Source organism: Pseudomonas sp. FSL W7-0098 (assembly GCF_005930585.1).
GTDB classification, from domain to species: Bacteria; Pseudomonadota; Gammaproteobacteria; order Pseudomonadales; family Pseudomonadaceae; genus Aquipseudomonas; species Aquipseudomonas bubulae.
On the sequence record NZ_RXHW01000004.1, the window covers coordinates 302,559 to 315,929 of the forward strand.

Sequence of the window (13,371 nt, forward strand, 5' to 3'; positions counted from 1 at the left end):
TAGTCGCTGCATAACGGCTGACAACAGCCCGACGTACAACGTTCAAGGCGAATGTTGCGTGTCGGCTGCGTCATCCAGCTCCAGGGCCCCGGTTTCAGAGGTCTCCAGCACCACGTAGGCGCTGCCGCAAAACAACGAGTTAAGGCGTTTCATGTCCGCGATCAGCTCCAGATGCATAGAACTGGTCTCGATACTTTGTGTGACTTTACGCTGCAAGCGACTTACGTGAGCGTGGGCCAAACGCCGCTCCTGGGCGCGAAAGCGGCGTTTTTCACGCAGCAATTGGCGGGCGTTCTGCGGGTCGGAATTGAGAAACACCGTCAGCCCAAGACGCAAATTATCGATCAACTGGGTTTGCAGGCCCACCAGCTCCTCCAGCCCTGTTTCTGAAAATGACCGGCGCTGGGAGGTTTTCTGCTGCTGGACTTTGCGCAGCATGCGTTCGATTACATCACTGGCAAGTTTGAGGTTGATCGCCAGTTCGATGATTTCAGCCCAGCGCCGACTGTCCTGCTCGCTTAAATCCTCCCGAGGCATTTGTGCCAGATAGAGTTTTACCGCGCTGTAGAGCACTTCGACTTCATCGCTCAACGTGCGCATTTCCGCGGTGATAGCCGTTTGCTTGCCGCGTAGAACGTCGAGCATATTGACCAACATGGTGTCGATCAGGTCGCCAATACGCAGGGTTTCGCGCACCGCATTGGCTAGCGCCAGGCTCGGTGTATCGAGGGCGGCGGGGTCCAGGTGGCGCGGTTTGGCGACACCGTTGGTTTGCTCGCGCTCAGGCAGCAGCCAGGCGCAAATGCGCGCCATCAGGCCTACTGTCGGCAACATCAAGAAACAGCGGGCGGTGTTGTAGAGCAGATGGAAGCCGATCACCAACTCCTGGGCGCTATAGCTCAGGCTGTCCATCCAGGCCACCAGCGGGTCGAGCACGGGCATGATCAACAACAGGCCGATCAGCTTGTACAGCAGGCTGCCCAATGCCACCTGCCGGCCCGCTGCGTTCTGCATATTGGTACTGAGAAACGCCAGTATGCCGCTGCCGATATTGGCGCCAATCACCAGGCCGATGGCCACATGCAGGCTGATAACCCCCGCGCCCGCCAATGTGGCGGTCAGCAGCACGGCTGCCAGGCTTGAGTAAGACACCATGGCGAACAGGGCGCCAACCAGGGCATCGAGCAGAATATCGCCGGTCAACGAAGCAAAAATCACCTTCACGCCCTGAGCATGGGTGATGGGTGTGGCGGCTTCGACAATCAATTGCAACGCCAGGATGATCAAGCCCAGGCCAATGCCCACCCGCCCCAGTTGCCCGGCACGGGTTTGCTTGCGGGTCAAAAAGAAAATCACACCCAGAAAAATCAACAGCGGCGACAGCCACGACAGGTCGAAGGTCAGCACCCGCGCCATCAAGGCCGTACCGACATCGGCACCGAGCATGGTGGCCAGCGCGGGAGTGAGCGCCATCAGCCCCTGGCCGACAAAGGAAGTGACCAGCATGGCCGTGGCGTTGCTGCTCTGCACCATGGCGGTAACCACGATCCCCGCGACAAAGGCAAACATGCGCCTGGAGACGTTTTGCCCGATGACATGGCGCAGGTTGGTACCGTAGACCCGCAAGATGCCGGTACGGACGATATGCGTGCCCCAGATGAGCAAGGCCACGGCGGAAAGCAGATTGAGCAGGGTCAGCATGCTGGCTCCCTGTGGTAGATGTGTCTAAGGATCAGATAGCTGCGGGCCGTTCCTACAGATGTTTCTTAAGATGTAGTCGGCAATTGAGCAGAGCGCCAGCATCGCATAGCAGGGGCAGGGTTGAAAGATTAATACCTCGTAGCAGCTGCCGAGGAACGAAGGCTGCGTCCGGCTGCGCAGCAGTCGTAAAATCGGCGTTTGCGGTGTGTCAGGCACACCATAGGCTCAGACTTTACGACCGCTTCGCGCTCGAACGCAGCCTTCGTTCCTCGGCAGCTGCTACGCGATTGCTGTGTTACAGCGTACTGAACAGCGGGAATGTGCCCAGCAGCAGCGCGGCGACCATGATGCACAGGCACACCAGAATCGCCCACTTGAGGGTGAAACGCTGGTGATCGCCAAACTCGATACCGGCCAGGGCTACCAGCAGGTAGGTCGAGGGCACCAGCGGACTGAGCAAATGCACTGGCTGGCCGACAATTGAGGCACGGGCCATTTCGGCGGCAGTGATGCCGTAGTGGCTGGCCGCTTCGGCCAATACAGGCAGTACCCCGTAGTAGAACGCATCGTTGGACATGAAGAAGGTGAAGGGCATGCTCACCAGCGCGGTGATCACCGCCAGATACGGCCCGAGCGCAGGCGGAATCACGGCCAACAGGCTTTTGGACATGGCATCGACCATCCCGGTGCCCGACAGGATGCCAGTGAAGATACCCGCGGCAAAAATCAGCCCAACCACTGCCAGGACACTGCCAGCATGGGCCGCTACACGGTCTTTTTGCTGTTGCAGGCAAGGATAGTTGACGATCATCGCGATACTGAACGCGACCATAAACAACACGGGCAGAGGCAGCAGGCCGGCAATCAGCGCGATCATCAGCGCCAGGGTCAATGCACCGTTGAACCAGATCAGTTTAGGTCGACGTGCATCTGGATACTGCGACACGCTGATTTCGCTGTGGTCGACTTCATCGCCGTGCAGGTGCAATTCGCCCAGACGCGCACGCTCGCGCTTGCCGTAGAACCAGGCGATGACCAGGATCGCTGCGCAGCCGGCGAGCATTGCCGGGATCATCGGTACAAAAATATCCGAAGGATCGACGTGCAGCGCACTGGCCGCCCGTGCTGTCGGGCCGCCCCAGGGCGTCATGTTCATCACGCCGCCGGCCAGGATGATCAGGCCGGCCATGATCCGCGGGCTCATCCCGATACGGCTGTAGAGCGGCAGCATGGCCGCCACGCAAATCATGTAGGTGGTCGCGCCGTCGCCATCCAGGGACACCACCAGCGCCAGCACCGCCGTGCCCACCGAGATTTTCAGCGGATCACCCTTGACCAGCTTGAGGATCTTGCGCACTGCCGGGTCAAACAGACCGGAGTCGATCATCAGGGCAAAGTAGAGGATGGCGAACATCAGCATCACCCCGGTAGGGGCCAGCTTGGTGATGCCTTCGAGCATCATCGGGCCGATTTTCGGGGCAAAACCGCCGAAAATGGCAAACAGGATGGGCACCAGAATCAGGGCGATCAGGGCGGAAAGACGCTTGGTCATGATCAGGTACATGAATGTAATGACCATGGCAAAGCCAAGGAAGGTCAGCATGAAAGTCACCCTTATTGTTGTAGTAAGGCGCTGACCGCGGGTTGTACGCGTGGCAGGCCAACCGGTCTGTTGCCGGTAATGACTCGATGCTAGAGAGGGAAGCTTTCAGCCAGCTTTCGCTGGCAAAAGTTCTTACAGAAGGGAGAGTTGCATAAATCCTTGCAGCAGCTGCCGAAGGTACGAGGCAGCTGCTACAAAGAGCGGGCTTTAATCCAGCTTGAGGACTTTGGCCAGGACGATTTTCGGACCTTTCATCTTTTTGATGATGATGCGCAGGCCTTCGACTTCCAGTTGTTCTTCTTCGGCCGGAACCCGCTTGAGGGTGTCGTAGATCAGGCCCGCGACGGTTTCGGCTTCAACGTGGTCAAGGTCCACACCCAGCAAGCGTTCAATCTTGAACAACGGCGTGTCGCCGCGCACCAGCAGCTTGCCAGGCTGATACGACAGAATGCCGCGCTCGGCCTTGCGGTGTTCGTCCTGGATATCACCTACCAGCACTTCCAGCACGTCCTCCATGGTCAGGTAGCCCACCACCTTGCCGTCAGCTTCTTCAACCAGGGCAAAGTGCGCGCCGCCCTTGCGGAACTGCTCAAGCAACTGACTCAGCGGCATATGCCGCGACACCCGCTCCAGCGGTCGGGTCAGTTCTTCAAGGTTGAAGGTTTCGGGCAAGTGGTCCAGGTCGGCCAGTTCCAGCAGCAGATCCTTGATGTGCAGCAAACCGACGAAGGTGTTGGTGTCGGCATCATAGACCGGGTAGCGGCTGAATTTGTGGCGACGGAACAGCGCCAGGATGTCCTTGAGCGGCGCCTTGGAATCCAGGGTCACCAGGTCTTCGCGGGAGTTGGCCCAGTCGACCACTTCCAGCTCGCCCATTTCCACGGCAGAAGCCAGCACGCGCATGCCCTGGTCGCTCGGATCCTGGCCACGGCTGGAGTGCAGGATCAGCTTGAGTTCTTCACGGCTGTAAGCGTGATCGTGATGGGCACCGGGCTCACCCTGGCCGGCAATACGCAAAATCGCGTTGGCACTGGCGTTGAGCAGGTAAATCGCCGGGTACATGGCCCAGTAGAACAGGTACAGCGGCACGGCGGTCCACAGCGACAGGGTCTCTGGCTTGCGGATGGCCCAGGACTTGGGCGCCAGCTCACCGACCACGATGTGCAGGTAGGAAATGATAAAGAAGGCGGTAAAGAACGATACGCCCTTGATCACTTCAGGCGACGAGACGCCGATGGCGCCCAGCAGCGGCTCCAGGATATGGGCGAACGCCGGCTCGCCGACCCAGCCCAGGCCCAGCGAGGCCAAGGTGATACCCAGCTGGCAGGCAGACAGGTAGGCGTCGAGCTGGTTATGCACGGTGCGCAGGATCTGCCCGCGCCAGCCGTTGTCTTCGGCTATCGCCTCAACCCGGGTGGAGCGCAATTTGACCATGGCAAATTCGGCCGCAACGAAAAAACCGTTGAGCAAAACCAGGATCAAAGCAAAAAGAATCATGCCGAAGTCGGCGAAGAGTGTCGCGAGGGTCAAGCCAGGGGAAGGGTCCATGATGGAGTTTTACGGGTTCCGTCGTTACAGATAGGGAGGTATGGCCAAACAATGTAACGGCTGATGTAGCCCTTGCCTAGTGGGAAAGGGCTACAGGGCCTAGTCAATAAGTGTCTTTGGCTGGGGTTTTGTCACCTGGCCCGGTGCGAAATGGCAGGTGAAGGTGCTGCCGTGTCCCAATACGCTGCTGATCTCCAGGCGCGCGCGGTGGCGCAGCAACACATGCTTGACGATCGCCAGGCCCAGCCCGGTGCCGCCGGTGCTGGCGTTGCGGCTGGAGTCGACACGGTAGAAGCGTTCCGTCAGGCGCGGCAAATGCTTGTTGTCGATACCCACGCCCGAGTCCTGCACGCTCAAGTGGGCGCCCGCGCTGTCTGCCCACCAGCGAATGCGTACGCTGCCGCCATCGGGGGTGTATTTGACGGCGTTGAACACCAGGTTGGAGAACGCGCTGCGCAATTCGGCTTCGCTGCCCTTGAGCGCGCAATCGGCTTCCACGTCCAGGGTGATCGTCTGGTTGCGCTGACCGGACAACGCCTGGGCGTCGCTCTTGATCGAACGCAGCAAGCTGTCGATGGCCACCGGCTGGTTATCCGAGGGGTAGTCCGTGGCCTCCAGCTTAGCCAGCAACAGCAGGTCGTTGAGCAGGGTCTGCATGCGTTCACCCTGTTGCTGCATTTGCGACAGGGGGCGCTTCCAGCGCGGGTTTACGTCGTCGACGTTATCGAGCAGGGTTTCAAGATAGCCACAGATCACCGTTAACGGCGTACGCAGTTCATGGGACACGTTGGCGATAAAGTCTTTGCGCATCTGCTCCAGTTGATGAATGCGCGTCACATCGCGCACCAGCATCAGGTGTTCGTTGTTGCCGTAGCGGGTGATATAGAGCTGGATGCGCAAGTGATCGTTGACCGGCGAGGGGATATCCAGCGGTTCGCCATAATTACCTTGCTCGAAGTATTCCTTGAAGCGCGGGTGGCGTACCAGGTTGGTCACTGGCTGGCCGCTGTCCTGTGGCGTCTTGAGACCCAGCAGGGTCTCTGCGGCGAGGTTCCACCACTCCAGGTTGCCGTCACTGTCGAGCATGATCACCGCGTCCTTGAGCGCCGCCGTGGACTCTTGCACGCGATCGATCACCGCTTGCAGTCGCCCGCGTACGCGCTGGTCACGGCGCTGCAGGTGGTAGATGCTGTCGAACACCTCGCCCCACAAACCGTAGCCATCGGGCGGTGCTTCGTCGGGTTTGTGCTGGCGCAGCCACTCGTGCAGGCGCAGCAACTGCTTGAGGGTCCAGCCCAGATAGAACGCCAGGCCAATGGCCAGGCTCCAGCCGTAAAAGCCACTGATCAGCCCGACCAGCAGGCAGCCAGTGACCAAAAGCAACAAATGACGGATCAGAGTGCCATGCCAGTTTTGATTCACGTCGCGCGAGTCCTTGCTTGCCGCTGGATCAGTGAGAGCCGGTATCAGGCCTTGGTGGAAAACCGGTAACCGGTACCACGCACGGTTTGTACCAGATTTTCGTAAGCCTCACCGAGGGCTTTGCGCAAGCGGCGGATATGCACGTCCACAGTGCGCTCCTCCACGTACACGTTGCCGCCCCAGACCTGGTCCAGCAACTGGCCCCGGGTGTAGGCGCGCTCCTGGTGGGTCATGAAAAATTGCAGCAGGCGGTATTCAGTGGGGCCCATTTCGGCAGGGGTGCCGTCGATGGTCACGCGGTGGCTGATGGGGTCGAGCAGCAGACCGCCAATCTCGATGGGCGATTCGGCATCGGCCGGGCCGGCGCGGCGCAGCACAGCCTTGAGGCGGGCGACCAGCTCACGGGGGGAGAATGGTTTGGTGATGTAGTCATCCGCGCCCACTTCCAGGCCCTGGATCTTGTTGTCCTCTTCACCCTTGGCCGTGAGCATGATGATGGGAATACCGCTGGTCAGCTCTTCGCGCTTGAGGCGTCGGGCCAGCTCAATGCCCGACGTGCCGCCGGGCAGCATCCAGTCGAGCAGGATCAGGTCCGGTTTACGGTCCACGATAATGGCATGGGCATCCTGGGCATTATCGGCTTCAAGGCAATCGTAGCCCGCCATTTCCAGGGCCACGGCGATCATCTCGCGGATCGGCGCCTCGTCATCAACGATCAAAATGCTCCTGCCAACCATGCCGTAATCCTCTCGTCATTAAACTGTCTTGTGGCGCATTAGATAACGCAATTATTGCAGTCGTGTGACAGCTTTGGGGATGGGCGCGCGCTAACGGTTAGTGAACTACGCTTTAGTCTCAAATCGTACAACCACAAAAAGGACGATTCCAATGACATCTAGCTCGTTTTCCCTAAAAACATTGCTGCTGGCCGTAGCCTTCACCTTGCCCGGGTTGGCGTATGCGGCTGAACCGGCGATGACCAAGGACGGCATGCTGGTTGACCACAAAGGCATGACCCTCTACACCTTCGCCAAGGATGCGGGCGGCAAATCGATGTGCAATGACAAGTGCGCCGCCAACTGGCCGCCGCTGGCAGCCGAGAGCACAGCCATGGACATGGGCAAATGGACGGCCATCAAACGCGATGACGGCCACATGCAATGGGCCTATGACGGCAAACCGCTGTACACCTTCGTGATGGACAAGAAAGCCGGTGACATGACCGGTGACGGTAAAATGGACGGGGCGTGGAAGGTGGCCAAGCCATAGGAAGATCAAAAAAACCCTCACCCTGACTCTCTCCCAATGGGAGAGGGGACTAAAAGCAAAAGCAGATGTACGCCTCACTGAAGATCGGCTCCCTCTCCCTCCGGGAGAGGGCTGGGGTGAGGGGCTCTTGATCTCAGGCAAAAAAAAACCTCGCCTCCCTGTCACAGGGGGCGAGGTTTTTTATGACGCTGTCTTAAACCGCGCTGGTCGACTGCGGACGACGCACGTCCGGCTGCTTCCACGATTCCGCCGCAGACTCATCGATAGCCTGCTGAATCGCCTTTTTGCGGTGCTCTTCAGCGCGGCGGCTGAAGAACCACACCATAAAGGTCACCAGTGACACTGCCAGCAAAATCAGGCTGGCCACGGCGTTGATCTCAGGTTTGACCCCCAGGCGCACCGCCGAAAACACTTCCATCGGCAAGGTCGTCGACCCCGGCCCCGACACAAAGCTGGCCAGTACCAGGTCGTCCAGCGACAGGGCAAAGGACATCATTGCGCCGGCCGCCAGGGAGGGCGCAATCATGGGAATGGTGATCAAAAAGAATACCTTCCACGGCTTGGCACCCAGGTCCATGGCCGCTTCTTCGATCGACAGATCCAGCTCACGCAAGCGCGACGACACCACCACCGCCACATAGGCCGAGCAGAACGTCGTGTGCGCGATCCAGATGGTCACCAGGCCACGTTCTTGCGGCCAGCCAATCATCTGCGCCATGGCCACGAACAGCAGCAACAGCGACAGACCGGTAATCACCTCTGGCATGACCAGCGGCGCCGTCACCAGGCCGCCAAACAGCGTGCGACCCTTGAAGCGGCTGATACGCGTCAGCACAAATGCCGCCAACGTACCCAGTGCCACCGCTGCAATCGCCGTGTACAGGGCGATTTCCAGCGAGCGCATCACCGAACCCATCAGTTGCGTGTTGTCCAGCAGGCCCACGTACCACTTCAACGACCAGCCGCCCCACACCGTCACCAGCTTGGAGGCGTTGAACGAGTAGATCACCAGAATCAGCATCGGCAGGTAGATGAACAACAACCCCGCGACCAACATAAAGCTAGAAAAACGGAAGCGATTCATATCTTGCCCTCCAGCTCTTTAGCCTGGCTGCGGTTGAAGAGAATGATGGGCACGATCAGGATCGCCAGCATGACCACGGCAAGCGCAGACGCCACCGGCCAGTCACGGTTGTTGAAGAACTCTTGCCACAGCACTTTACCGATCATCAGGGTTTCCGGGCCGCCCAGCAGTTCCGGGATCACGAACTCGCCCACCACCGGGATAAACACCAGCATGCAGCCGGCGATAATGCCGTTTTTGGACAGCGGCACGGTGATCTTCCAGAAGCTGTTGAAGGTGCTCGACCCCAGGTCTGACGCGGCTTCCAGCAAGCTGGTGTCGTGTTTCACCAGGTTGGCATACAGCGGCAGGATCATGAATGGCAGGTACGAATACACAATGCCGATATACACCGCGATATTGGTGTTGAGGATCTGCAGGGGTTCACTGATCCAGCCCATCGACATCAAGAAGCCATTGAGCAGGCCGTTGTTGCTGAGAATGCCCATCCACGCGTAGACGCGGATCAGGATCGCGGTCCAGGTCGGCATCATGATCAGCAGTACCAGCACGGTCTGCATCTCTTTACGGGCATTGGCGATGGCATAGGCCATCGGATAACCGATCAGCAGGCACAGCAGGGTGCTGAAGAAGGCCATCTTCAGGGAGCCCAGATACGCGGCGATATACAGTTCATCGTCGCCGAGCATGGCGTAGTTGCCCAGGTTCAGCAGTACCTGGATTTTCTGGTCAACGTAGCTATAGATCTCGGTATACGGCGGAATCGCGACGTCCGCTTCCGCGAAGCTGATCTTCAGGACGATAAAGAACGGCAGCATGAAGAACAAAAACAGCCACAGGAATGGAATCCCGATGACCATATGGCGGCCACCGGGGGTTATTCGTTGCAGTCGGCGTTTGAGTTTTCGCATGTTCATGAGCGCAATACCACGCCGCTGTCGTCTTCCCACCACACGTAGACTTCGTCGTCCCAGGTCGGGCGGGCGCCACGGCGTTCGGCGTTGGCCACAAACGACTGCACCAGCTTGCCGCTCGGCAGCTCGACGTAGAACACCGAGTGCCCGCCCAGGTAAGCGATGTCATGCACCTTACCGCGCGACCAGTTGTATTCGCAGGTCGGCTTTTCGGTGGTGACGAGCATTTTTTCCGGGCGAATCGCGTAGGTGGTGTGTTTGTCTTCCACCGAGGTGCTCACGCCGTGACCGACGTAAATGTCGTTCTCCAGCTCCGGGCACTTGATCCGCGCATAGCCTTCAGCGTCATCGACCACTTCACCGTCGAACAGGTTGACGTTGCCGATAAATTCGCACACCAGGCGGCTGACCGGGGTTTCGTAAATGTCGATAGGGCTGCCGATCTGGGCAATCCAGCCCAAATGCATGATCGCAATACGCTGGGCCATGGTCATGGCCTCTTCCTGGTCGTGGGTCACCATCACGCAGGTCACGCCCACGCGCTCGATGATCTCAACCAGTTCCAGCTGCATCTGCGAACGCAGTTTTTTGTCCAATGCGCCCATTGGCTCATCCAGCAGCAGCAACTTCGGGCGCTTGGCCAGCGAACGGGCCAGGGCAACACGCTGGCGCTGGCCACCGGACAACTGATGGGGCTTGCGCTTGGCGTACTGGCTCATGTGGACCAGCTTGAGCATCTCGCCCACGCGGGCATCGATCTCGGCGGTCGACATCTTGTCCTGCTTGAGGCCGAAGGCGATGTTCTGCGCCACGGTCATATGCGGGAACAGGGCATAGGACTGGAACATCATATTGATCGGCCGCTCATAGGGCGGCAGGTCGGTGATATCAACACCGTCAAGGAAGATACGACCCTCTGTTGGGCGCTCGAAACCGGCGAGCATGCGCAGCAAAGTGGATTTGCCCGATCCCGATCCGCCGAGCAGGGCGAAGATTTCGCCCTTGTTGATTTCCAGGGACACATCGTCCACGGCAATCGTCTCGTCGAATTTCTTCGTGACCCGGTCGATTTTGACCAGCACCTGCTTAGGTGTCTGGTCGCCCTCGAGGGCTTTCTTATAGGCGCCGGAGGCAACAGCCATTACGTAACTCCCAACAAATTTAGCAGCCCGGCCTTGATGGCCGGGCCTTGGATAGGTGGTCTGGCGAGATTACTTGCCCGTCTTGACCTTGGTCCACGTACGCGTCATCAGACGCTGTATTTTCGGGGGCAGCTCGGTTGAGACGTATGTCTTGTCCAGCACCGCCTGGGTTGGGTAAACCGCTTCGTCGGTACGAATGGACTCATCCATCACCTTGTCGGCCGCCGGGTTAGGGTTGGCATAACCGACATAGTCACTGACCTGAGCGATCACTTCAGGCTTGAGCAGGTAGTTGATGAATGTGTGGGCCTCCTTGACGTTGCTGGAATCCTTGGGGATGGCCAGCATGTCAAACCACAGGGCGCCGCCTTCCTTGGGCACGATATAGGCGATGTTCACGCCTTTTTTTGCATCCTCGGCACGCGCCTTGGCCTGGAATACATCACCGGAAAAACCAATCGCAACGCAGATGTTGCCGTTGGCCAGGTCGGAGATGTATTTGGAAGAGTGGAAGTAGGTGACGTATGGACGCACCGACATCAGGACTTCTTCAGCTTTCTTGTAGTCCTTGGGGTTGGTGCTGTTGGCATCCAGGCCCAGGTAGTTGAGTACGGTAGGCAGCATTTCATCCGCCGAATCCAGGAAAGCCACGCCGCACTTGGTGAGCTTCTTCATGTTCTCGGGTTTGAACACCGCATCCCAGGAGTCGATACTGTCGACGCCCAGCACTTCTTTGACTTTATCGACGTTGTAGCCAATGCCGTTGGTGCCCCACAGGTAAGGCACGGCATATTGATTGCCCGGGTCATTGGCCTGCAGGCGCTTGAGCAGGGCCGGGTCGAGGTTGGAATAATTCGGCAACTGCGCAAGGTCGAGCTTCTGGAACGCACCCGCCTTGATCTGCTTGCCCAGGAAGTGGTTAGACGGAACGACCACGTCATAACCGGTACGCCCGGCCAGCAGTTTGCCTTCCAGGGTTTCGTTGGAATCAAAGACATCATAAATCGGCTTGATGCCGGTCGCGGCTTCAAAATCAGCCAGCGTGTTCGGCGCGATATAGTCCGACCAGTTGTAAATGTGCACCGTGGGTGCCGCTTGTACGCTGACGGCAAGCGTCAAACCAGCTCCGACCAGCAAGGTCTTGCGAAACAGAGATATAGACACGTGATGGTCCTCTAAATAGTTGGGCCTGAGTTGCCCGCGTCATACGGCAGTCGAACCGCCAAAGACAAAACCGGCGCGCAACTTACCCTCGATAAACCTGCACAGCAAAGTTTTCCGCGAATAATTGCCCTAACACCTTGTTTTTCCGACCATTGCGCCGGTTTTTGTGAAACCGGAAGGCATCAGCCCTCCGGTCTCAATCGCAGCCTTCGGCAGCGGCTACAAGGGGCGAGGCGTTATTTACCGGACTTGATTTTGGTCCAGCTGCGCGTCAGCAACCGCAGGGTGGTCGGTGGCAAATCGCTGATGGCGTAGAGCTTGGCCTTCACTTCATCGGACGGGTAAATGCTCGGGTCGCCCGAGATATCTTTATTCACCAGCGGCGTTGCAGCCTTGTTACCGTTGGGGAAACGCACGCTGTTGGTGATTTCGGCCATCACTTCAGGCTGCATCAGATAATTCATCCAGGCATAGGCGGCGTCGACGTTCTCGGCATCCTTGGGAATGGCGACCATGTCATAGAAGCTGCCGGCACCTTCTTTAGGGATCGCGTACTTGAGCTTGACCTTGTCACCGGCCTCTTTGGCGCGGGAAATGGACTGCTCAAGGTCACCCGAGTAACCCACGGCCACGCAGATGTTGCCGTTGGCCAGGTCGGAGATGTACTTGGAGGAATGGAAGTAGCCGACCGAAGGGCGAATCTTCAGGAACAGCGCTTCGGCTTCAGCCAGTTGTTTCTTGTCTTGCGAATCGGTCGGGTAGCCCAGGTAGTGCAGGGCGGCCGGGATCATTTCGGTCGGCGAGTCGAGGAAGCTTATGCCGCAGCTTTTAAGCTTGGCAGCGTTCTCCGGCTTGAACAGCACGTCCCAGGAATCGATGGTGTCCACGCCCAGCGCGGCCTTGACCTTCTCCGGGTTGTAGCCGATGCCGATGGTGCCCCACATGTACGGGAACGCATGTTTGTTGTCTTTGTCGCTGGCATCGCCAACGGCCTTGAGCAACGCCGGGTCGAGGTTTTTCCAGTTGGGCAGCTTGGACTTGTCCAGCTCCTGGTAAACCCCGGCCTTGATCTGCTTGGCCAGGAAATTGTTGGAAGGCACGACGATGTCGTAGCCGGACTTGCCCGCCAGCAGCTTGGCCTCAAGGGTCTCGTTGCTGTCGAACACGTCGTAGACCACCTTGATACCGGTCTGATCTTCGAATTTTTTAACCGTATCCGGTGCGATGTAATCGGACCAGTTGTAGATGTGCAGAACCTTGTCTGCTGCTTGAGCTGCCCCGGCCATCACACCCATCAAGGAGAGGGCGAGAAGGGTCTTGCCAGCTTTTTTAAAACCTGATGCCTTCATCTGTAATGCTCCAATTGTTCTTTTAAACCACCGATTCAGCGACCTGATCTCAAGGTGACTAAAGCCGGCGGCTAGTCTGGCAAGATCCGGGGCAGGCTTTCAAGGGAAGAGCCTTGATTCTTAAGGCTCTGAGCGCAATTGCCTGCTTTAAAACAGCAGTTCTCCTGCGCTCAAA

Annotated in this window: 11 protein-coding genes; 1 reads left to right on the plus strand and 10 read right to left on the minus strand. The window is 58.4% G+C overall.

Going from position 1 to position 13,371, the window contains the following annotated elements; all coding sequences use genetic code 11:
- Positions 1-42: 42 nt before the first annotated feature.
- From FHL07_RS09595 to phoB, 5 genes are all read right to left on the minus strand, one after another.
- Positions 43-1,701: a Na/Pi cotransporter family protein gene (locus FHL07_RS09595; RefSeq protein ID WP_094999625.1), complete on the minus strand. Its 1,659-nt coding sequence runs from the start codon at positions 1,699-1,701 to the stop codon at positions 43-45.
- Between the two features lie 295 nt (positions 1,702-1,996).
- Positions 1,997-3,304, minus strand: a complete 1,308-nt coding sequence (locus FHL07_RS09600; protein WP_138738412.1) for a CitMHS family transporter — start codon at positions 3,302-3,304, stop codon at positions 1,997-1,999.
- A 207-nt stretch (positions 3,305-3,511) separates the two neighbouring features.
- Complete coding sequence (locus tag FHL07_RS09605; protein WP_094999623.1) at positions 3,512-4,852, minus strand: hemolysin family protein; 1,341 nt, start codon at positions 4,850-4,852, stop codon at positions 3,512-3,514.
- Positions 4,853-4,951: 99 nt separating this feature from the next.
- The gene (phoR, locus tag FHL07_RS09610) at positions 4,952-6,274 is read right to left on the minus strand and encodes a phosphate regulon sensor histidine kinase PhoR (protein ID WP_138738413.1); all 1,323 of its coding nucleotides are present in this window, start codon (positions 6,272-6,274) and stop codon (positions 4,952-4,954) included.
- A 44-nt stretch (positions 6,275-6,318) separates the two neighbouring features.
- The gene (gene phoB / locus FHL07_RS09615; protein WP_138738414.1) at positions 6,319-7,011 is read right to left on the minus strand and encodes a phosphate regulon transcriptional regulator PhoB; all 693 of its coding nucleotides are present in this window, start codon (positions 7,009-7,011) and stop codon (positions 6,319-6,321) included.
- A 151-nt stretch (positions 7,012-7,162) separates the two neighbouring features.
- Here phoB and FHL07_RS09620 point away from each other — a divergent pair, with 151 nt between their 5' ends.
- Positions 7,163-7,543 (plus strand): COG4315 family predicted lipoprotein, encoded by a 381-nt coding sequence (locus tag FHL07_RS09620; RefSeq protein ID WP_094999620.1) that lies wholly within the window; start codon positions 7,163-7,165, stop codon positions 7,541-7,543.
- 193 nt (positions 7,544-7,736) lie between these two features.
- Here FHL07_RS09620 and FHL07_RS09625 read toward each other — a convergent pair whose 3' ends face one another.
- The 5 genes from FHL07_RS09625 to FHL07_RS09645 all read right to left on the minus strand — a co-directional run bounded on the left by FHL07_RS09625 (position 7,737) and on the right by FHL07_RS09645 (position 13,196).
- Entirely contained in the window at positions 7,737-8,627 is an 891-nt protein-coding gene (locus FHL07_RS09625) for an ABC transporter permease subunit (protein ID WP_016782811.1), read from the minus strand.
- Entirely contained in the window at positions 8,624-9,544 is a 921-nt protein-coding gene (locus FHL07_RS09630) for an ABC transporter permease subunit (RefSeq protein ID WP_029611643.1), read from the minus strand. Before FHL07_RS09630 ends, FHL07_RS09625 begins: the two co-directional genes overlap by 4 nt.
- Entirely contained in the window at positions 9,541-10,683 is a 1,143-nt protein-coding gene (locus FHL07_RS09635; protein ID WP_094999618.1) for an ABC transporter ATP-binding protein, read from the minus strand. The genes FHL07_RS09630 and FHL07_RS09635 overlap by 4 nt, the downstream gene beginning before the upstream one ends.
- Positions 10,684-10,752: 69 nt before the next feature.
- Positions 10,753-11,847 carry a polyamine ABC transporter substrate-binding protein gene (locus tag FHL07_RS09640; protein WP_094999617.1) on the minus strand — a complete coding sequence of 365 codons (1,095 nt, stop codon included), beginning with the start codon at positions 11,845-11,847 and terminating at the stop codon, positions 10,753-10,755.
- Positions 11,848-12,083: 236 nt separating this feature from the next.
- Complete coding sequence (locus tag FHL07_RS09645; protein WP_095017910.1) at positions 12,084-13,196, minus strand: polyamine ABC transporter substrate-binding protein; 1,113 nt, start codon at positions 13,194-13,196, stop codon at positions 12,084-12,086.
- Positions 13,197-13,371: the final 175 nt, after the last annotated feature.